Origin of the sequence: Robinsoniella peoriensis, from assembly GCF_000797495.1 — a bacterium.
GTDB classification, from domain to species: Bacteria; Bacillota; Clostridia; order Lachnospirales; family Lachnospiraceae; genus Robinsoniella; species Robinsoniella peoriensis.
Genome location: NZ_JTGN01000010.1, coordinates 259,540 through 280,952 on the forward strand (window position 1 = coordinate 259,540; position 21,413 = coordinate 280,952).

The 21,413-nt window shown below is 42.4% G+C and carries 15 protein-coding genes and 1 pseudogene; 15 read left to right on the top strand and 1 reads right to left on the bottom strand.

The window, feature by feature from the left end:
* The first annotated feature begins 144 nt into the window (after nt 1–144).
* The 11 genes from QR40_RS20320 to mreB all read left to right on the top strand — a co-directional run bounded on the left by QR40_RS20320 (nt 145) and on the right by mreB (nt 16,548).
* Nucleotides 145–1,569, top strand: a complete 1,425-nt coding sequence (locus tag QR40_RS20320) for an extracellular solute-binding protein (protein WP_027296745.1) — start codon at nt 145–147, stop codon at nt 1,567–1,569.
* Between the two features lie 35 nt (nt 1,570–1,604).
* Nucleotides 1,605–2,501: a carbohydrate ABC transporter permease gene (locus QR40_RS20325; RefSeq protein WP_044296555.1), complete on the top strand. Its 897-nt coding sequence runs from the start codon at nt 1,605–1,607 to the stop codon at nt 2,499–2,501.
* The gene (locus tag QR40_RS20330; protein ID WP_027296747.1) at nt 2,498–3,322 is read left to right on the top strand and encodes a carbohydrate ABC transporter permease; all 825 of its coding nucleotides are present in this window, start codon (nt 2,498–2,500) and stop codon (nt 3,320–3,322) included. Before QR40_RS20325 ends, QR40_RS20330 begins: the two co-directional genes overlap by 4 nt.
* Before the next feature lie 125 nt (nt 3,323–3,447).
* Entirely contained in the window at nt 3,448–5,235 is a 1,788-nt protein-coding gene (locus tag QR40_RS20335; RefSeq protein ID WP_044296556.1) for a glycoside hydrolase family 2 protein, read from the top strand.
* A gap of 127 nt (nt 5,236–5,362) precedes the next feature.
* Nucleotides 5,363–6,799 (top strand): ABC transporter substrate-binding protein, encoded by a 1,437-nt coding sequence (locus QR40_RS20340; RefSeq protein ID WP_027296749.1) that lies wholly within the window; start codon nt 5,363–5,365, stop codon nt 6,797–6,799.
* 167 nt (nt 6,800–6,966) lie between these two features.
* The gene (locus tag QR40_RS20345; protein ID WP_027296750.1) at nt 6,967–7,824 is read left to right on the top strand and encodes a carbohydrate ABC transporter permease; all 858 of its coding nucleotides are present in this window, start codon (nt 6,967–6,969) and stop codon (nt 7,822–7,824) included.
* Between the two features lie 2 nt (nt 7,825–7,826).
* On the top strand, nt 7,827–8,657 hold the full coding sequence (locus QR40_RS20350; RefSeq protein WP_027296751.1) for a carbohydrate ABC transporter permease: 831 nt from the start codon (nt 7,827–7,829) through the stop codon (nt 8,655–8,657).
* Nucleotides 8,658–8,781: 124 nt separating this feature from the next.
* Nucleotides 8,782–10,572 (top strand): sensor histidine kinase, encoded by a 1,791-nt coding sequence (locus tag QR40_RS20355; RefSeq protein WP_044296557.1) that lies wholly within the window; start codon nt 8,782–8,784, stop codon nt 10,570–10,572.
* A gap of 55 nt (nt 10,573–10,627) precedes the next feature.
* Nucleotides 10,628–12,130 (top strand): response regulator transcription factor, encoded by a 1,503-nt coding sequence (locus tag QR40_RS20360; protein WP_044296558.1) that lies wholly within the window; start codon nt 10,628–10,630, stop codon nt 12,128–12,130.
* 4 nt (nt 12,131–12,134) lie between these two features.
* Nucleotides 12,135–15,275 carry a hypothetical protein gene (locus QR40_RS20365; RefSeq protein ID WP_044296559.1) on the top strand — a complete coding sequence of 1,047 codons (3,141 nt, stop codon included), beginning with the start codon at nt 12,135–12,137 and terminating at the stop codon, nt 15,273–15,275.
* A 283-nt stretch (nt 15,276–15,558) separates the two neighbouring features.
* Nucleotides 15,559–16,548, top strand: a complete 990-nt coding sequence (gene mreB / locus QR40_RS20370) for a rod shape-determining protein (protein ID WP_044296560.1) — start codon at nt 15,559–15,561, stop codon at nt 16,546–16,548.
* A 58-nt stretch (nt 16,549–16,606) separates the two neighbouring features.
* Here the strand turns inward: mreB and QR40_RS33835 are convergent.
* Nucleotides 16,607–16,870 (bottom strand): annotated as a pseudogene (locus tag QR40_RS33835) (DUF6783 domain-containing protein).
* On the opposite strand from QR40_RS33835, the gene recD2 reads away from it, so the two are divergent.
* The 4 genes from recD2 to QR40_RS20390 all read left to right on the top strand — a co-directional run bounded on the left by recD2 (nt 16,841) and on the right by QR40_RS20390 (nt 21,413).
* Nucleotides 16,841–19,078, top strand: a complete 2,238-nt coding sequence (recD2, locus tag QR40_RS20375; protein ID WP_044296561.1) for an SF1B family DNA helicase RecD2 — start codon at nt 16,841–16,843, stop codon at nt 19,076–19,078. The pseudogene QR40_RS33835 and the gene recD2 overlap by 30 nt on opposite strands.
* 58 nt (nt 19,079–19,136) lie before the next feature.
* Nucleotides 19,137–19,856, top strand: a complete 720-nt coding sequence (locus QR40_RS20380) for a ComF family protein (protein WP_044296562.1) — start codon at nt 19,137–19,139, stop codon at nt 19,854–19,856.
* 71 nt (nt 19,857–19,927) lie between these two features.
* Nucleotides 19,928–20,404, top strand: coding sequence for a hypothetical protein (locus tag QR40_RS20385; RefSeq protein ID WP_044289761.1), 477 nt, complete (start codon nt 19,928–19,930; stop codon nt 20,402–20,404).
* Nucleotides 20,382–21,413, top strand: a complete 1,032-nt coding sequence (locus QR40_RS20390) for a hypothetical protein (RefSeq protein ID WP_052430965.1) — start codon at nt 20,382–20,384, stop codon at nt 21,411–21,413. The genes QR40_RS20385 and QR40_RS20390 overlap by 23 nt, the downstream gene beginning before the upstream one ends.

Here is a 21,413-nt window from a genome sequence, read left to right on the forward strand (position 1 = left end):
TAGAAACAGAAATATTGTTATAATAATATTTTTTGATTCTCTATTTTATCTATTTAAACAGTAAATATGTTTAAATAACTCGTTAGTGCCGGCAAAACTAACAGGGAGCAGCTTAAAAACCTATAATAATGTTGGAGGTTCTTTATGAAAAAAAGAATAGTGAGTGTGATTTTAGCGGTTTGCGTTTTAGGAACAGCATTGGCTGGATGTGGAAACAGTACAACGGCAGATAATAAGGAAGGGAGCAAAGATTCAACAGAAATAAATACCCAGGCTGACAGCGCTGGTGCACAATCAGACAGTTCATCTGATGGAGAAACAGCGTCAGGTGCTGTAACAGATGTAAACGAGGATGGTACCGTGAACAATCCGGAAAATGTGAAAATAGATGATGGAAAGCTGGTTTTCTGGTCCCTGTTCAGTGGCGGTGACGGAACATTTATGGATCAGATTATTTCAGATTATAATGGGGGAAGTCCCAAAATGGGCGTGCAGTCAATCATGTTAGTGTGGGATGATTATTATACAAAGCTGCAAACGGCTGTTGCTGCCGGGAAAGGACCGGATATCGGAATATCCCATGTGTCCAAACTGCCCGAATTAGTAAATGAAGGATCTGTAATTGCATTAAATGATTATCTGGATCAGCTGGGCGTGGATTTATCCGGTCTGTTCTCACAAAACTCTCTGGATAGTGTAACTTTTGACGGAGATGTATATGCGGTTCCTCTGGATACACATGCTGAAATTATGTATTTTAACAAAGATATTCTGACGGATGCCGGTGTGGAGTTAAATGAAAACGGTCAGCTGGATATTGGAAGTACAGACGAGTTTTATGCTGTCCTGGATAAAATAAAAGCAGTTATCCCGGAAGGCAGCAGTGCATTATCTTTAACTAATTCCGGTGATGATCCATACCGTTTATGGTGGGCTTCTTACTATCAGATGGGTGGAAAAGCCCTGGTCAGCGATGATGGCACACAGGTAACAATGGATAAAGAAATAGCCGTAAAGGCAGCAGAATTTGTGAAAAGTCTTTATGACAAAGGATACATATTAGAAGGAATAGATGATCATCAGGCATTTTTCCAAAGCGGTAAAGCAGGTCTGCTGTTTGCGGGAACATGGGCGACAGGAGCGCTTGAGAGTACGGAAAACCTGAAGTTTGGTGCACAGACGTTTCCACAGTTGTTTGATAATGATGCTTGTTGGGCAGACTCCCATACACTGATTATTCCTTTCAGCAAAGAAAGGACAGAAGACGAGACTCTTGCGGCAGTGGAATTCGCACTGGCTGCATCTTCAGACGGCGGTGCGACCTGGGCAAAATCCGGTCAGATACCGGCAAACCTCAAGGTTCTGGAAAGTGATGATTATTTAAAACTGCCATATAGAAGTGATTATAAGAGTGCATTAGACAAAGCGGTGATGCCAACTAAAAATCCTAATTTCTATGGTATGAAAGCAGGTATGATAGACAGTCTGAATGCATACTGGACGGGACAGACCGATGCGCAGGGTGCAATCGATAATCTTTACGGGGAATTGGAAGCGAATCTGGAATAACAGATTCAATTTCCAGGAAAACGGGAGGTTAAGAAATGCATAAAACAAGAAATAAAAGAAAACAGCTTTTCATTGCACTTGGTTTTGTAGCACCGTTTTTTCTCTTGTATACCGTATTTACCATATGGCCTGTGGTTCAGGGGGTTTACGTCAGTCTTCATAAGTGGACACTGATGGGGAAATTAAAATTTGTAGGACTGGATAATTATCTGAAATTTATAGGAGATAAAAACTTTTGGGGAGCGCTTCAGAATACTACGGTATTTGTGCTGATCACTGCACCGCTTCTGGTGATTACTGCTATGGTTCTGGCACTGCTGGCAAACCGCCCTACCAGGATAAAAAAAGGCCTCAGAATCTGTTATTATCTGCCAAGTGTCCTTTCCGTTTCGGTGGCGGCATTTATTGCAAAATATATGTTCGCACCATACAGGGGGTTTATCAATGGATTTCTTCATGCCATAGGAGTTCTGGGGGCAAACCAGGAACTCCAGTGGCTGCAGGATGGAAACCTGGTTTGGGGGACGATTACATCCATGACGGTATGGTGGACAGTAGGATTCAGTATGATGCTTTATCTGTCAGCGTTACAGGATATTTCGCCCCAGGTGTTTGAAGCAGCAGCAATCGACGGGGCTACGAAACGGCAGAAATTGTTTTCTATCGTATTGCCACTGTTAAAATCTACCACGTATCTGGTAGTGCTGCTGCAGGTAATTGCCTGCTTTAAAGTATTCGGACAGATTTATATGATAACGGGAGGTGGCCCGGCATCTTCTACAAGGCCTTTAATCCAGTATATCTATGAAAATGCCTTTAAGAAAAACAACATGGGCTATGCCTCGGCAATGTCCTATGTCCTATTCCTGATTCTGGTCGTACTTTCGCTGGTACAACAAATGATACAGAGGAAGGGGGAACGAGATTCATGAAGAAAATAAAACCTGGAAATGTGATATTATCGACGATTTCCATAGTAATTGCAATTATTTTTACAGCGCCGGTATTATGGTCACTTGCAGTATCATTTCAAATAGAAGGAAAGCAGATTACTTCGGTTGTGGATTGGTTTCTTCCGCCCTATACGCTTAGTAACTATCCGGAAATCATTCTTCACAGTGAGGTGGCAAGATGGCTGATGAACAGTTTGTTTATTGCAGTTATTACTACGGGACTGACGGTATTATTATCGGCAATGGCAGCTTACGCTATCGCTAAAATAAATTTTAAAGGAAGTAAGGCAATATATTTTTATTTTCTGCTGGGTATTATGGTACCGGCAGAAGCAACCATTGTTCCTCTTTTTATTACGGCGAATGGCCTGAATCTGATTGATTCTTATGCAGGCCTGGTTTTACCGGCTGTGGCAGGGTCTATGAATATGATTATAATGGTTACTTTTTTCCGTGGACTGCCCAATGAATTAATGGAGGCAGTAAGAATCGATGGAGGCGGAGAAATGACCATATTCTTCCGGATATTACTTCCATTATCCAAAGCAGTAATATCAACCGTATGCATATTTGCGTTTATCGGAAGCTGGAACAATTATCTTTGGCCTTTGTTATGTGCCATGAGCAGTCAGAAGTTTACACTTCCAATCGGGATTCCTACTTTTGCGGGTACTTACACCGTAGATTATGTGAAACCTCTGACAGCAAATATGGTGGCATCTGTTCCTATCATTCTATTGTATATTTTATTTGAAAAACAGATCGTACAGGGGATTACCATGTCCGGTGTAAAAGGATGATGTGATATAATGAAGGTAAATGAAAAAGGATGAAAGATAAAATCAGAGAAGGGAAAATGCCACAATATCATTCTTTCATCCTGCTATATGTGGCAGTGTCATAAAAATTGTGACAAAAGGTATATATGATGAGAAGTTACAAAAAAGATTATCCCAGACCCCAGCTGGTACGTCAGGAGTGGGAGAACTTAAACGGTACATGGGATTTTCTGTTTGATGACAGAAACGTGGGAGAAAAAGAAAAGTTTTATACTAAGTTTCCCGGAGAACTTAAGATTGAGGTTCCATTTACCTATGAAACGAAGTTGAGCGGGATTGGAGATGAGAACAGGCATGATCATGTCTGGTACCGGAAAAAGTTTACTGCTGACAAAAATCGTCTGGAAAAAGAAAAATTAATGCTTCATTTTGAAGGAAGCGATTTCCTGACAAAAGTGTGGGTTAACGGGGAACTGGCTGGCTCCCACAGAGGCGGATATTCCAGATTTTCTTTTGATATTTCCAATTTTATAAAAGATGGTGAAAATGAAATCATAGTAAAAGCGGATGACTCCTTTGATATGGCGCAGCCCAGAGGGAAACAGCGTTGGAAAGACGAGAATTTTGGCTGCTGGTATGTGCAGACAACGGGAATCTGGAAAACTGTATGGCTTGAATATGTACCTGTTATGAATCTGTCATCAGTAAAGATTACGCCTTTGCTGGAAAAGGATTGCGTAGAATTGGAACTGGAGATTACGGCTGACTCATATCCAGGGAATCTGGCGGCAGAAGTAGAAATTTCATTTCAGGGAACGATTGTAAATAAATCGGTAATTTCCGTTTTGGAAAGCCGTGTGGAAACCAGAATGAATGTATTCTCCCGGGAAGCAGACGAATGGGGCGTTCGTACATGGTCACCGGAACGTCCTGACTTATATGACATCTCCATTCGAATATTGGAAGATGGAAAGGTATGCGATGAGGTTCTGTCTTACTTTGGAATGAGAGAAATTCGAATTGACAGGGGTAATATTCTGTTAAACGGAAGACCTCTTTATCAGCGTCTGATTCTGGATCAGGGATATTGGGAAGATTCCCATCTGACCCCTCCAAATGAGGAAGCGCTGGTAGAAGATATCGAGAAGATTATGAAACTGGGATACAACGGACTTCGGAAGCATCAAAAAGTAGAAGACGAGCGGTTTCTGTACTGGTGTGATGTGAAGGGAATGCTGGTTTGGAGTGAAGTACCTGCGGCTTACCGTTTTTCTGATGACGCTGTCCAGGAATTTACTGAGGAATGGATGGATATTGTAAGGCAGAATTATAATCATCCAAGTATCATTACCTGGACACCTTTTAATGAATCCTGGGGAATATCCAAGGTGGAGACAGACAGAAAGCAGCAGCACTTTACAGAGGCGGTTTATCATCTGACAAAATCATTTGACCGGTTCCGGCCTGTAATTGTAAATGACGGATGGGAACATACGGTTTCTGATATTATTACGCTGCATGATTATGAAGAATATGGAGATCTCTTCTTCGACCGTTATAACCGTTATAAGGAGGAAATCCTCAGTACCGATATCTATCACAGTAATCATAAATCTGCTATGGCGGACGGATATGCATATAAAGGACAGCCAGTTATCATCAGTGAATACGGCGGAATTGCTTTTCAAAATGGGGAATCAGGCTGGGGATATGGCAATAAGGTAGGAGATGAAGCAGAATTTATTAAGCGATTTGATTCGATTACCACAGCAATAAAAAAGACTCCCTATATCTGCGGATTTTGTTATACCCAGGTAACGGATGTACAGCAGGAGATCAATGGACTTATGAACATTGACCGCAGCTTTAAGGTAGATCCTGAGGTGATTAAAGAGATTAATGAACGCCCCGGGGGATGCTGGAGAGCAGAATAAGATATCATTTTGTGCTGAAAAGTGCATGGAGAAAGATTTGATTCTCCATGTTCTTTTTTTTACCCTTATGTTAAATTAAATACATCAGGAAACAACAAAACGAAGTAAAGAAAAGGGAGGAAACAAAATGAAGATCAGAAAGGTAACAGCACTTTTACTTGCAGCAGCAATGGCAGCCGGCAGTATTATGGGATGCGGAGGAAGTGAAACAAAGACGACAGAAGCATCAAAAGCCACGGACGCAGCAACTGAGGCAAAGACAGAAGCACCAGGCGATGCAGCAAAAGACACAGAGACAGAGGCAGCGAGTAAAGAAGAAGGTTCCGAAGCTTCTACAACGGCTGCAAAAGCAGATGGGGAATGGGAATATAAAGAAGCAGACCTGACCATGCTGATTGACACCGATATGACTTTGGCCGGTATTGAGGCAGTTTGTAATCTGGCAAAAGAGAAATTAGGCATTACAGTAGAGATCGAAACCAGAGCTGGCGGAGCAGATGGTGATAATATTGTTAAGACTCGCCTTGCATCCGGCGATATGGCAGATTTATGCGGATACAATTCAGGTTCTCTTCTGGCAGCACTTAATCCTGCAGAATACTTCATTGACATTTCCGGTGAAGAGTGGGCAAGTAAGCTGGATGATACATACAAAGCATCCGTTACCGTGGAAAATGGGGTATACGGTGTCCCGGCAGCTTCTACACAGGCAGGCGCTATTCTTTATAACAAAGAATTATACGAAAAATATAATCTGGAAATTCCTAAGACATGGGATGAGTTTAAAAAGAATTGTGATGTATTAAAAGAAGCAGGTGAGACAGCCCTTATCGGTACATTTGCAGACAGCTGGACATCACAGGTATTGTATCTGGGAGATCACTACAATGTTCAGGCAAATGAACCTAACTTTGCAAAAGATTTTGAGGCTGGAACAGCAAAATATGCAACGACTCCTGCAGCCCTCAGAAGTTTTGAGAAATTAGCAGATACAACACAGTATTATAATTCAGATTATCTTGCAACTACCTATGATGACGGCTGCGATATGATCGTAAATGGAGAAGGTGCTCATTGGATCATACTGACACAGGCATTATCCAATATCTATGAACTGTACGGGGAAGATGTTAATAAAGTAGGTGTATTTGCAGTACCTGGCGATGACGCGAATGATAACGGATTAACGGTATGGATGCCTACATCATGGTATGGAAATAAAAATTCTGATAAAGTAGATGACATCAAGAGATTCATGGAATTTTACATCTCTGACGAAGCATTAGATGCATATACGTCTGCAATATTACCGGATGGACCATACTGTGTAAAAGGATACGAACTTCCGGACAACGCATATGATGCGGTAAAACAGGAACAGGCATACTTTGATGCAGGAAAGACATCTACAGCTTTGGAATTCCAGACAGCAGTAAAAGGGTCAAATTGTCCGGCAATCTGCCAGGAATGCGGCTCTGGTCAGACAACAGCAGAAGAGGCAGCGAAAGCATATGACGAAGATTGTTTAAAACAGGCAGTACAGTTAGGTCTGGATTGGAAATAATAAACATTCGGAAAGGGGCTGGAGCAAAACAATTGCAACAGCCCTTTCCAAATTGATAAGCATGTATGACGTGCTGTTAATAAAGACTGTTTCCCATGCATGGTTATCAGTCTGGAATTACATAAGTACTGCAGACAATAATTATAAAAGAGAGAAAGGGAAAATGTATGAATAAGAAGAAGATTTATACAACCTGGTTTATGGCACCGGCACTGATCATATTTACTATTTTTTTCATTATTCCAATGCTTACGTCGTTGTTTTTCAGCTTGACAGTATGGAACTTTAAAGATTTCACCTTTGTTGGACTGGACAACTTTAAAATGTTTTTTTCAGAGAGGTCTTTGAATATCGGTATCAAGAACACATTAATCTATGCATTTTTAACTTGTAGTTTAAAGGTCGTAATTGCATTTTTTATTGCCGTATTTCTCACAAGCAAGATAAAAAGTAAAAATATTCTGCGTTCCATCGTATTTTTTCCAAATCTGGTGAGTACCGTTGCGGTAGGTATTGTATTCAGTGCCATGATGCATCCTTCCAAAGGACTCATTAACACAGCGCTTCAGGCAATTGGATTAAATGGGGTAGACTGGCTGGGGAATACCCATCTGGCTCTCTTTTCCGTAATTGGTGTCGATGTCTGGAAAGGAGTCGGTGTTGCAACAGTGATCTATATCGCGGGCATGCAGTCCATAGACAAAACATATTATGAAGCAGCTTCCATCGATGGAGCAAGCGCGTGGCAGCAGCTGAAGAGTGTGACTATTCCACTTTGCCGTCCGGCAATGAACTCTGTTATTATACTGGCATTTATCGGTGGTATGCGCTGCTTCGACCTGATCTGGGCAATGACAGGCGGCGGTCCCGGTTTTGCTACAGACGTTGTAGCATCCATAGTTTACAAACAGTATGCGGCTGGTTTTTATGGATTATCAACGGCGGGTAATGTTATTATGTTTGTAATGATTGCGATTCTGGCATTCCCGTTACAGAGATTCTTGTTAAGTAAGGAGGTTGACTAAATATGAAGAGAAAGAAAGCGCTTTATGCAGCAGGAGATGTGATTGGAATTGTAGTTGCATTTTTTATCTTTATTATTCCATTTATCTTCATGTTTGTAAATTCCCTGAAAGAGAGAAGAGAAGCCAATCTGCTCAGCATTGCATGGCCGAAAGAATTACAGTGGGATAACTTTAAGCAGGTATTGACAACCAGTAATGGTATTGTAATTACGGCATTTAAGAACAGTTTTATTCTTACGGCAGGATCTGTTGTAGTATTGATTATAGTATGCGCTATGGCAGGCTATGTTCTGCAAAGAAGAAATGATAAGACCACTGGTGTTGTAAATGCTCTCGTAATGTCTGGTCTTATGGTTCCGCCGGCTATTCTTCCTACAATCTGGGTAATGCAGGGTTTACATATTTATAAAACCATGTTTGGAATGATCATGGTAGAAGTAGCATTACAGATACCGTTCACAATTATGCTTTACCGTGGATTTATGGGTTCAATTCCGACAGAGCTGGAAGAGGCGGGATATATCGATGGCTGTACAAGAAGCAAACTGTTTACTGCAGTGATCTTTCCACTGCTGAAACCGGTAACTGCAACGGTTACAATTCTGAACGCAGTTACGGTATTTAATGACTTTACTAATCCGTTATATTTTCTTCCCGGAAATAAAAACGCAACTGTCCAGCTGACGCTATACAGCTTCATGGGCAAGTATTCAAGTTCCTATAACCTGCTTTTTGCAGATGTTCTGATAATTACAATACCAATGTTAATTCTGTTTATTATTTTTAACAAAAGAATTGTAGATGGTATGGTAGCCGGAGCCGTGAAGGGCTGAAAAAGAAAAGTAAATAACCGGTACAAGGGAGAAGAGGTTTATTCTTTACTTGTACTGGTATTTTAGCATATCTGCAGTTATAATATTCCCGTAATAAAATGGTGAAAAGACATAGGAGGGACATATGAGATTTCGGACAAGAATGATATTATCTTATGCAGTATTTGTGTTGATGGCAGCGCTTATACTAGGGCTTGCGTACAACCGTTATACAATTCGGGAATATAAGAATAACGAATACAATGATACGCAGTTTATTTCGGAAAGGCTGGCAAATCAGTTTGATGAATCCATAAAAACCATGAAATCTATTACAGACTACATATTGTCAGATACCGGAATGCTGTCTTCCATACGGATGCTGGCAAGTACAGATCACAACAACGAAAGCCAGTCGGGTTATATTGAAGAAGCGAAGACGACAATTCAGTCCGGGATCAATACGGACTATATGATCAAGAATTTCTATCGTGTTCTGGTATTCAATCAATACGGAGATGTAGTAGGAAGTTCCAATTATGAAAACAGGATAATAAATCAAAATAAAAAAACGGAGGATCTGTTATGGCTCTCTAAAGTAGAGGGACATCGTGGAAAACCAGTTCTGATCGGGATACATAAAGATGACTGGGGACTGAAAAGTCAGGAAATGGTCTATTCAATTGCCAGAGAAATACAGGGAAAATCTATGGGGTATATTGAAGTACAGAGAACTGTAGTGCCACCCGGCGTAAATAACTTAAAAGAGCTGTTTGAGCTGCCGAAATCAGGAATGGATGTGGCAGCAGTGACCGAAGACGGAGAGATACTGTATTCCACTTTAAAAGGAAACCAGAATGATTTTTACCGAAAGCTGGCCCAAAAAGATAAGCTTGGAGTGGCCGAATACCGAAATGATGTTACAAATAACAAAGAACTGATAGCTATCAGCAATTCTAAAGAAACCGGTGTTAAGATCATGGTCATAGAAAATATGAACCAGCTAGAACGGGAAATCGGATATGTAGCACCCTTAACCTTTGTGATTGCGGGATGCTTTTTTATGATTTCCATGGTATTTGTGTTTATTGTATCCGGGCATTTGACAAAACCTATTCAAAAATTAAGAGAGCAAATGGAGAATACCAGGATCGAGAATCTGGATCAGGAGGTGTATTTAGATACATCTAACGATGAGATGGAGGCGCTCAGTAAATCCTATCAAAAGGTGTTAACCCGTCTGGATGAATCGATTGTTAAGGAAAAGCGGCTGTCAATTTTGCAGCTTCAGGCGCAGTTTGATACTCTTCAGGCACAGGTGAATCCGCATTTTCTGTATAATGTTCTTAACGTAATTGCAAACAGGGGAATGAACAGCGGGGACGAAACAATCTGTGAGATCTGCGGCAGTCTGGCTGCAATGCTCCGGTATGCCACCAGTACGGTAGAGCGCTATGCTGCCATCGGTCAGGAGCTGCAGTATCTGGAACAGTATTTTTATCTGATTAAATCCAGGTATGAACACAAACTGCAATACCATATGGAAGTGGAGGAAGAAATCAAAGCAGAGATTATTCCCAAAATTGTATTGCAGCAGATTGTAGAGAACAGTATCAACCACGGATTTACCCAGACCTCCCATATTATGGAGATAGATATCAAAGGCTGGAAAGAGGACGGATTCTGGTATATTCAGGTATCGGATAACGGACAGGGGATAGAAGAGGAGGTGCTGAAAGATCTGCAGCATAAAATAGCCAGGATTCGGGACAGGCTGGGCAATAAACGCAGCAACGTGGAAATGGAAATCGGAGGTATGGGACTGATTAATACCTATGCAAGACTTTACCTGTTATATAATGAAGATCTTGTATTTGAAATTAATAATTGTGATACGGGAGCAGTAGTAAAGATAGGTGGAAAGTTAAAAAACTGAGGCTGTATTGCAGGCTATGCCATGGGAAGTAATGAGAAGGTAAGGAGAAAAAGAGATGTTCACAGTAATCGTTGTAGATGATGAACCGGCTGCACTGAATCATATTTGTACTATTATAGAAAAAAAGTGTCCGGAGTTCCAGGTGATTGAACGGGCGGAGAATGGAAAAGAAGCAATGGACAAGGTAAGGCAAAATAAGCCGGATGTGGTAATTTCCGACATTAGTATGCCTATTATGAATGGGCTGGAGCTGGTTGCCGGGATTAAAAAAGAATTTCCCTGGATGATTTCCGTTATTGTAAGCGGATACCAGGATTTTGAATATGCCCAGGGAGCGATCAAATCAGGTGTTACGGATTATATCTTAAAACCGGTTATGCCCTCGGAGCTGAAAAGCCTGTTTGACCTTTTGGAGGAAAAGCTGAGAAAACGTTATTATCTGGAGCGTAATGACGTCATGCGTAAAATATGCCGGGGCATTGATATAGATGAGGCGGTTTTGAAACGGTACTTTCCACAAAACCAGTATTATGGAGCAGTGGTGAGACTCAATGGACTGCCCAGGCGTTTTATGAATGGGGCAGGACGGGAAATATTTTCAGATATTCATGAAATGATGTTTGTATATGGCAGGGATGAAATGGAAGCTCTGTACATCTGTCCTGCTGAATTGATTTTTATGACCAGTTTTGAAAGCATGATACGGGGAAAGATCGCAAAAGAACAGCCGGTATCGGCTTATATGACAGCTGTGATTATGCGTAATCCCTTTGAAGTAATGGAAATGGAGGAAACGGTTAAGCGTCTGTACCGGATGATTGATAAAAAGACAGTACTGGGAAAGACCCAGATTCTGATTATGGACGAGCTTGATAAAAGATGTGCCGGGGAGAAGTTTGAAAACCATCCTGAGTATCTGAGGGAATTTGAGATACTGGCTGAAAAGCAAAAATATGATAAAATGAAAGGAGAAGTCAAGCGTCTGCTGAACTTATGGCAGGATGAAAACCGGCCCCAGATCTGGGTAGAGGGGATGGTGAGACAGATATTTTATATGATGCAGCGTTACAGTGGGCAGATAGAAGAGAACAACGACTATGAATTTATGCTGGAAGAAGCTTTTTTCTACTCCGGGAACGCTGAGGAATTGGCTGAAAATGTGAATGAAGTCCTTTTTAAAGATAAAAAAGAGGAAATCCAGAGCCAGACAAAACTGGATACCCAGGGCTATTTTGAAAGCATTAAAGAATATCTGAAAAAGCATGTAGCCGAACCGGTTACATTGGGCATGGTATGTAAGGAGTTTGGAGTATCACAGACATACTTGAGCAAACTGTTCCGAAAATACGAAGAGTTGTCTTTTAACAACTATCTGACAATGCTGCGTATGGAGCGGGCAAAAGATCTGATGAGTAATGGAGGCAAGGTGTTTGTAAAGGATGTTGCATTACAGGTGGGATATAGCGACCAGTTTTATTTCAGCCGTATTTTTCGCTCCTATACAGGAGTTTGTCCCACTGACTTTATTGAAAATATAGAAAAACAAGAAAAGAGGTAGAGCGATGCTGTATAAAAAAACAGGGGAATTATCAAAAGAAACATTTCAGAATCCGTCTTCTGAATACCGGGGGGCGCCATTTTGGGCATGGAATTGCAAAATGGACAAAGAAAAAGTTGACCATACCTTAGAAGAGTTACAGAAAATGGGCATGGGAGGCGGTCACATTCATTGCAGGACAGGGATGGCAAATGAATATCTGGGCGAAGAATTTATGGATCTGGTGCGCTATACAGATGAGGAAGCGAAAAAGAGAGGAATGCTGGCGTGGCTTTACGATGAAGATCGCTGGCCATCCGGAGCAGGCGGAGGGCTTGTGACCAGAGAAGAAAAGTACCGTATCCGGTTCCTGGTTTTCAGTCCCGTCCCGCTGGAAGACAAGAATGAGAAATCCAATCAGCTATCTTCCAGCGGACAGGCGGTACGCAGCAACAACCGCAGACTCCTGGGACGTTATCAGGTAAAAATAGAGAATGGTTTTCTAAATGATTACCAGATGCTTAAAGAGAATGAAGAAATCCGATCCGGTTACCAGCCCTGGTATGCATATCTGGAAATATCGGGTGATAATCCATGGTTTAATAATCAGGCGTATCTGAACACACTGGATAAAGCGGCTGTGAAGCGGTTTGTAGAAGTGACACATGAGAAATATTATGAGAAACTGGGAGATGAGTTCGGTAAATCCATCCCGGGAATATTTACGGATGAACCCCAGTTTTCCCATAAGACAAGGCTGGCATTTGCAAAGGAAAGAAAAGAGGTTACCATACCATTTACGGATGATCTGGAAGATACCTATAGGGATGTATACGGACACAGTCTTTTAGCAGGGCTTCCCGAATTGTTCTGGGAGCTGGGAGAAGGAAAGTTTTCAAAGATCCGGTATAACTACCACGACCACATTTGTGAACGTTTTACAGATGCATTTGCAGATACCATTGGCGACTGGTGTAAAGCACATGATATTCTGCTTACCGGACATATGATGGAAGAGCCTACGCTGGAATCCCAGACAGCGGCACTGGGAGAAGCAATGCGATCCTACCGCTCTTTTACACTGCCCGGAATTGATATGCTCTGTGACAGAAGAGAATTGTCCACCGCAAAGCAGGCAGAAAGCGCAGCAAGGCAGTACGGAAGACCCGGTGTCATCAGCGAACTTTACGGGGTGACCAACTGGGATTTTGATTTCCGGGGACATAAGCTTCAGGGTGACTGGCAGGCTGCGCTGGGAGTAACTGTCCGGGTGCCCCATCTTACCTGGACATCAATGGCGGGAGAGGCGAAGAGGGACTATCCGGCTGCCATCGGCTACCAGTCCCCATGGTATGAAGAGTATCATTATGTAGAAGATTATTTTGCAAGATTAAATACGGCCCTTACCAGAGGAAAACCTTCCGTAAAAGTAGGTGTCATCCATCCCATTGAATCTTACTGGCTCTATTGGGGAACGGAAGAACATACGGGAGGTATCCGCCGGGAAATGGATGAAAATTTCAAGAATCTGATTGAATGGATGCTCTATGGCCTGGTAGATTTTGATTTCCTTGCAGAGTCTCTGCTGCCGGAACTGACAAATGAGATACAGGTGAAGGGTAAGAAGCTTAAGGTAGGAGAGATGGAATACGAGACGGTTCTGGTTCCGGGATGTGTAACCATCAGACGTTCTACCCTGGAGATCCTGAAACAATTTAAGGCACAGGGAGGAAAGGTTATTTTCATGGGAGAGGCTGCGAAGATGGTTCAGGTAGAACCAAGTAATGAGGTTAAAGAACTGGCACGACAATGCCTCTGTATTCCCTATAACCGTAATTCCCTGCTTGGGGCATTAGAAGAAGAACGGGAACTGGATATCCGAAATGAAGATGGAAACCGGACGGGGAACATCATCTACCAGCTCCGTAATGAAGGAGAAGAACGCTGGCTGTTCCTGGCACATGTGATGCCTATGCCTAACAGTGATATTCCGGCAGAGGAAAAACTTTCTATACGCATCCGGGGAAATTATAGGATAACCCGCTACGATGCCCTTACCGGGGAGATTCACCAGGTGGATACAGTGCTGGAAAATGGTTATACGGTACTGGAAAGAAGCATGTTTGAACATGACAGCCTTCTTCTGCATTTAAAAGCAGTAAACTGCGGCAAGAATTTATGTGATGTAGAGAATCGGAAGGAAGAGGCACTAAAAGACTGTAGCAGGGAGAAACAGATTCAGCTTCCGGAAGAAGTACCGGTAACCTTAAGTGAGCCAAATGTATACCTTCTGGATATGGCGCAGTACCGGTTTGATGAAGAGGATTGGCAGGAAAAAGAAGAAATTCTGAGAATTGATAATCTGTTCCGGGAAAAATTAGCATATCCCCTTCGCATGGAAGCCTTTGCGCAGCCGTGGCTCAATCAGGAAGAGGAACCTTATGAACATAAATTAAGTCTTCGTTTTAGCATATATTCTGAAATTGAATTACCGAAGGTAAGTCTGGCACTGGAAAATGGGGAAGACACCCTTGTCTTTTTCAACGGTGAGCAGATGGCCGGAAAAAGAACCGGATGGTATACGGACAGGGAAATCGATGTGATAGAGCTGTCGCAGCTTAGAAAGGGTGAAAATGTACTGATTACAGAAATCCCCTACAACTCTAAAAGGAATGTGGAAGCAATGTATCTTCTGGGAGATTTTGGCGTCAGGGCACAGGGCAGCAGTGCAGTGGTCATAAGTCCGGTGACATCCCTTTATTTCGGAGATATAACAAGACAGGGACTGCCATTCTATGGAGGAAATCTTACCTATCATATCACCGTAAATACGGAAGAAGCGTTCCTGGCACTGGAAGCCACCATGTTCCGCAACCCGGTATTAAAGGCAGCAATAGACGGAAAAGAAGCAGGATATATCTGTTATTCACCTTATCGTCTGGAACTTGGGAAAGCAGATGCCGGAATCCATCGAATAGATCTGACGGCATTTGGAAACCGGGTAAACACATTTGGTACCATACACAATTGTAACCGCACAGAAGACTGGATCGGACCGAATGCCTGGAGAACAGAAGGAAGCAGCTGGGCATATGAATATCAGCTGCGGGAGACCGGACTTTTAAAGGCACCGGTATTAACAAAAAGAAACGTAATAATTAAATAGCACAAAAAGAAAATCCTCAGCAACGCACGCTGAGGATTTTCTAAAGGAAAGAGAAAAAATTAAAAATATTTTGAGGGAGTACTTCGCAGCGTGTGGGGGCTGCGAAGTGTGAGTTATGAAATATATTAGCTTGTTTGCTAATATAAACATAGTATAAAACATAAATGTGTTCAAACTATGTTCTAATTATAAAGAAAATGTTAATTTACTAAAAAATGCTTTTCATTTTTGTAATAATTGTATATAATAAAAGGCACAACAGTTTTTGGAAAGGGGTAGTAAGATGGCGTCGTCAGATATCGGTATCGATTTGGGTACGGCCAGTATCCTTGTGTATGTCAGGGGAAAGGGCGTCGTATTAAAAGAACCTTCAGTGGTGGCTTTTGACAGAGACACAAATAAGATTAAAGCAATCGGGGAAGAAGCAAGAGTACTGCTTGGCAGATCTCCGGGTAATATAGTAGCGATCCGTCCGCTTCGTAAAGGAGTAATATCCGATTATACTGTTACGGAGCAGATGTTAAAATATTTTATACAAAAGGCAATCGGCAAATTGTCATTTCGCAAGCCAAGGATCAGTATCAGTGTTCCAAGCAGCGTTACGGAAGTTGAGAAGAAGGCAGTAGAAGATGCTACATATCTGGCAGGAGCCAGAGAAGTGCAGATTATAGATGAGCCTATAGCGGCAGCAATCGGTGCGGGCATTGATGTATCAAGACCCTGCGGGAATATGATTGTGGATATCGGGGGAGGCACCTGCGATGTTGCAGTTATTTCATTGAATGGAATAGTGGTAAGTACTTCCATCAAAGTGGCAGGAGATGATTTTGATGAGGCGATTATCCGCTACGTAAGGAAAAAGCACAACCTGCTTATTGGAGAACGAACGGCAGAAGATATTAAAATTCATGTAGGAACGGCAATTGAGCGTCCTCAGCAAAAGGTGATGGAAGTGAAAGGAAGGGATCTGGTAACCAGCCTTCCGAAAACAGTGAAGATTACTTCAGAAGAAGTGAGGGAAGCGCTGAAAGAAGCAACCACACAGATTGTGGATGCAGTCAGAAATGTACTGGAGAAGACCCCTCCGGAGATGGCGGCTGATGTGGTAGACAGAGGAATTGTGCTTACCGGAGGAGGCGCGCTGCTGGATGGACTGGAAGAATTAATAGAAGAAAAAACAGGCATTAACACCATGACTGCAGAGGAACCCATGACTGCAGTAGTTGTTGGTACCGGAAGATATATAGAGTTGATGTCTGCAGAGAAAAATTAGAAAATGAGGCTGTGGTTTAGGTTTGCCGGACAAGCAGAGTGATCTGACGCCGTGAAACTTAAGCGACAGCCTCAGAGCGTGTCTGAAAATTCATTCCCGCCATCTGCACGTCCCGCTTTGCGGTATATTCGCACCAAATTCAGGTTACATAGCCCGCTATGCGCCCTTCATTTGACACGAATCTCCCACAAAGTGTGACGCACAGCTGCCGGAAAGCAAATTTCAGACATGCTCCGGAGCGCGTCTGAAAATAACACGGGTGCGTGCAGACAGCAGGCACAGGAGAAGTTGAATGGAAAGAATTGAAGGTTATGTAGATCATATTGTATTTCGGAACAGCGATAATGGATATACGGTGATGTCTGTTGTCAGCAAAGGGGATGAAGTTACCTGCGTTGGCATGCTTCAGTATATAGGAGACGGTGAATTAATCGAAGCCCAGGGGCATTATACAGAGCATGCTACCTATGGCCGCCAGTTCCAGATAGAAAGTTATGAGATTAAGGTGCCGGAAGATGCCATGGCGATAGAACGGTATCTGGGCTCCGGTGCAATTAAGGGAATCGGCGTGGCGCTGGCAGCCAGGATTGTGCGCCGTTTTAAAGATGATACATTTCGGATTATTGAAGAAGAACCGGAACGTCTGGCAGAAATTAAGGGGATCAGTGAAAAAAAAGCCAGAGAGATTTCAGCTCAGGTTGAAGAAAAACGGGATATGCGTAAAGCGATGATTTTTTTACAGAAATACGGTATTTCCACTGCCCTTGGAGTGAAGATTTATAAAGAATATGGACAGAACCTCTATCAGATCATCCAGGAAAACCCATATAAAATGGCGGATGATATTGATGGGGTGGGATTCCGCATCGCAGACGAGATTGCGTCTAAGGTTGGTATACATACTGATTCTGATTTTCGGATTAAGAGCGGAATTCTTTATAGTCTGCTGCAGGCATCCCAGGAAGGACATGTGTATCTGCCCAGAGAAATCCTGTTTCAAAGGGCAGGAGAACTCCTTGGCATTGCGCCGGATCTGATGGATAAACATCTGATGGATATGGCAGTCGACCGTAAAGTCATTTTAAAGGAAGAAGCAGGTAAAGTGCTGGTATACAGCGCATCCTATTATTATCTGGAACTCAATACGGCAAAAATGCTTCACGATCTGAATATTTCCAGCGTTGTTTCTGAGGAAAAGATCCTTTCCCGGATCAGTACCATTGAAAAAGAAAATGAAACAGAGCTGGACGAAATGCAGAAGTCTGCAGTCACAGAAGCAGTCAGAAACGGACTTCTGATTATCACCGGAGGTCCGGGTACCGGTAAGACAACGACTATTAATGCACTGATTGATTATTTTGAAACAGAAGGATTGATGATATCCCTGGCGGCTCCCACAGGAAGAGCTGCGAAACGTATGACGGAAGCTACCGGTTACGAGGCTCAGACCATACACCGGCTTTTGGAGTTATCCGGAGGGATGGAGGAAATGGCAGGCAGGGTACAGTTTGAGCGGAATGCCCAGAATCCCCTGGAGGCAGACGTCATCATCATTGATGAAATGTCCATGGTAGATATACATTTGATATATGCTCTTTTAAGTGCCATAACTGTGGGAACCAGGCTGATTCTGGTTGGTGACGTGAACCAGCTGCCGTCGGTGGGACCTGGAAGCGTTCTAAAGGATGTGATAGATTCCGGTTGTTTCCCGGTAGTGCGCCTTACGAAAATATTCCGCCAGGCAAGTGAAAGCGATATTGTAGTCAATGCCCATAAGATTAATCAGGGAGAAAAAGTGGTACTGGATAACAAAAGTATGGACTTTTTCTTTTTGCAGCGCAATGATGCAAATGTTATCATAAGTGTGGTTTTGACATTGATACAGAAAAAGCTTCCCAAATTTGTAGATGCCTCTATGTTTGACATTCAGGTTATGACACCCATGCGCAAGGGACTGCTTGGGGTAGATCGTTTAAACGGTATACTGCAGCAGTATCTGAACCCGCCGGAGAAAAGCAAGAATGAGCGGGAACATGGGGACGGTCTGTTCCGGGAAGGGGACAAGGTCATGCAGATTAAAAATAATTACCAGATTCAGTGGGAAAAACGCGGAAGATACGGAATTCCCATTGAAAAGGGTGATGGTGTTTTTAACGGTGATATGGGGATTGTCCGCGAGATTAACACTTTTTCGGAACTGCTAACCGTAGAATATGATGAATGCAGGTTTGTAGAGTACTCATTTAAACAACTGGATGAACTGGAGCTTGCCTATGCGATTACCATCCATAAAGCCCAGGGCAGCGAATATCCCGCTGTAGTCATCCCGCTGCTAAATGGCCCCAGAATGCTGATGAACCGTAACCTGCTCTATACGGCAGTAACCAGAGCAAGAAAATGCGTAACGCTGGTAGGAAGCCCAAATACGTTTTATCAGATGGTAGAAAATGAATTTGAACAGAAACGTTATACGACACTTCAGGAGCGGATCAAAGAATTAAACGATCTTAGGCAGGGAGAATTACAATAAAGATTCTGAAAAACTCTTTAATACTGAAAAACCCTTGGGAGAGAGTTTCAGGTAGAAAATGAATCAAATAAAAGAGCTGCTTCTTGGCATTTTATTTCCCAGGAGGTGTCCCCTCTGCGGAAAAATTGTAAAGCGGACAGAAGGAACGGCATGCAGAAAATGCCGGGAAAAAGTAAAACCCCTCAGTGAGCCTCTCTGCAAAAAGTGCGGAAAGCCAATTTTATGGGAAGAGGCAGAATATTGCTTTGACTGCACCCGGCACCCGCATACTTATGAGTGCGGAGGGGCAGTGTATCTTTATGAGAAAGAGATGAAGGAAGCTGTCCGTCAGTTAAAATACAATAATAAAAGAGAATACGCTGACTTTTTTGCTGAAGAAATCTATAAGCATCTGGGAACCCGGGTTCACAAATGGAATCCGGATGCTGTCATTGCGGTTCCCATGTATTGGAGGAAGCAGCAGAAGAGAGGATATAATCAGGGAGAAGTGCTTGCCCGGAAAACGGCGCACCTCCTTTCCGTTCCCTATCGGAAAAAGTTGGTGAAAAAGGTAATAAATACAGATTCCCAGAAGGATTTAAGCCGCAAAGAGCGAAAAAAGAATCTGAAAAATGCTTTTAAAATCAAACAGCCTGATGTAAAATTAAATGTGGTTCTGATCATTGATGATGTTTATACCACAGGCAGTACGGTGGATGCCGTTGCAAAAGTTCTGCGGGAGCATGGAGTTGGAAAGGTATATTATATCAGTCTGTGTATTGGAAAAGGAAGTTCCTGAACAATAAACTTTTCAATAGACTGTTTTTGTGCTATACTAAATAAAGTATAGCTATGTTTGAGGAGGCCTGTATGATTAATGAAAAACGCATAAAGCTCATGACAAGAATGGCCATTTTTGAGAGTAGAAATGAAGAGGAATTGTATAAAGTAAAGAATTATTTCCGCAGTGATTATATTGGCGTACATATGATTAAAAATGCAATCCGTATAACAATTGTTTTTTTACTGGGGTTATTGGCATGGGGCTGTTATAATATGGACAAACTGGTAAAAGAGATAACCAGTATGGACATTGGCGCACTGGTAATGCGGATTGTTGTTGTATATGTAGTGGTTTTGGTTGTTTATTCAATCATCACCTATATTATTTTTTCATTTCAATATATCAGGGCAAAAGAAGACCTTGAGTATTACCAGATACTGCTGGAAAAACTGGAAAAAGAATATGAACGTGAGGAAGCAGGCCTGCAATCTGCATCGGGTATCAACAGGGATCGAAGTAAAACACTGGGAGGAGACAGGCATGGGAACGTTACTGGAGTTTAAGGAAATTATAAAGAATTTCTATGGAAAGTATGATTCCTATCTGGTTTCCATTGGAAAGTTCTTAATAGCACTATGTGCGTTTATGATGATTAATATCAAACTGGGGCAGATGCATCTGCTGAATAATCCGGTCATTGTAATAATATTAGCATTAGTTTGTTCATTTTTGCCGTTAAATGCAATTGTTTTGTTTGGCGCGGCATTTATAATCGGGCATTTATATGCTCTGTCACTGGAAGCTTTTCTGATTGGCACCGGAATACTGGTGGTAATGCTGCTGCTTTACTTTGGGATTGCCCCCAAAGAGAGTCTGGCAATTATTCTGACACCAATTGCATGTGGGCTTAATATTCCCTGTGCGGTACCTTTGGTACTGGGGCTTGTCAGGACACCTTTTGCAGGAATCGGGATAGCATTTGGAACCATAGGATTTTATACCGTATCTGTTTTGGATGACAAGGCAAAAGGCGTATCGGCAACGGCGAAAGATGCTACCGAGGCCATGGTTCAGAAACTGACGGGCCTGTTGGACAGCATCTTAAAAAATCCGGAGATGATTATCGCCATTATAACGATGCTGGCAGTCATTGTTATGGTCTATGTAATTCGACGCATGGCGATTAAATATGCCTGGTCTGTTGCTATTCTGGTAGGAACATTCATATTCCTGATCAGCACCCTGATGGGTGGAATGGTTATGGGAACTGGAAAAAATTTCCTGGCAGTCATTCTTGGCACAGCAGTATCGGCAGCTATAGGATTTTTAGTAAAATTGTTTCTATTTGAAGTAGATTATAAGAGAACACAAAAGGTACAATTTGAAGATGATGATTATTACTATTTTGTGAAAGCCGTGCCGAAGACGATGGTAAAGCCAAGGCAAAAAGAGATACGGCATGAAGAGCCGGCGCGTAAATCAAGAAATGAGGGGAGCGGCGCTGCCAAGAGGCCGAATCGGGTTCGAAGAGGGGAACCGGGAAGGTCGGATTTGGATATTAAAGATTATTAA

Excerpts from the sequence above, each read along its gene's own strand:
- QR40_RS20365 (WP_044296559.1), top strand. The coding sequence starts at position 12,135 with ATGCTGTATAAAAAAACAGGGGAATTATCAAAAGAAACATTTCAGAAT.
- QR40_RS20330 (WP_027296747.1), top strand. The coding sequence starts at position 2,498 with ATGAAGAAAATAAAACCTGGAAATGTGATATTATCGACGATTTCCATA.
- QR40_RS20335 (WP_044296556.1), top strand. The coding sequence starts at position 3,448 with ATGATGAGAAGTTACAAAAAAGATTATCCCAGACCCCAGCTGGTACGT.
- QR40_RS20385 (WP_044289761.1), top strand. The coding sequence starts at position 19,928 with ATGATTAATGAAAAACGCATAAAGCTCATGACAAGAATGGCCATTTTT.
- recD2 (WP_044296561.1), top strand. The coding sequence starts at position 16,841 with ATGGAAAGAATTGAAGGTTATGTAGATCATATTGTATTTCGGAACAGC.
- QR40_RS20340 (WP_027296749.1), top strand. The coding sequence starts at position 5,363 with ATGAAGATCAGAAAGGTAACAGCACTTTTACTTGCAGCAGCAATGGCA.
- QR40_RS20350 (WP_027296751.1), top strand. The coding sequence starts at position 7,827 with ATGAAGAGAAAGAAAGCGCTTTATGCAGCAGGAGATGTGATTGGAATT.
- QR40_RS20380 (WP_044296562.1), top strand. The coding sequence starts at position 19,137 with ATGAATCAAATAAAAGAGCTGCTTCTTGGCATTTTATTTCCCAGGAGG.
- mreB (WP_044296560.1), top strand. The coding sequence starts at position 15,559 with ATGGCGTCGTCAGATATCGGTATCGATTTGGGTACGGCCAGTATCCTT.
- QR40_RS20360 (WP_044296558.1), top strand. The coding sequence starts at position 10,628 with ATGTTCACAGTAATCGTTGTAGATGATGAACCGGCTGCACTGAATCAT.
- QR40_RS20345 (WP_027296750.1), top strand. The coding sequence starts at position 6,967 with ATGAATAAGAAGAAGATTTATACAACCTGGTTTATGGCACCGGCACTG.
- QR40_RS20325 (WP_044296555.1), top strand. The coding sequence starts at position 1,605 with ATGCATAAAACAAGAAATAAAAGAAAACAGCTTTTCATTGCACTTGGT.
- QR40_RS20355 (WP_044296557.1), top strand. The coding sequence starts at position 8,782 with ATGAGATTTCGGACAAGAATGATATTATCTTATGCAGTATTTGTGTTG.
- QR40_RS20390 (WP_052430965.1), top strand. The coding sequence starts at position 20,382 with ATGGGAACGTTACTGGAGTTTAAGGAAATTATAAAGAATTTCTATGGA.
- QR40_RS20320 (WP_027296745.1), top strand. The coding sequence starts at position 145 with ATGAAAAAAAGAATAGTGAGTGTGATTTTAGCGGTTTGCGTTTTAGGA.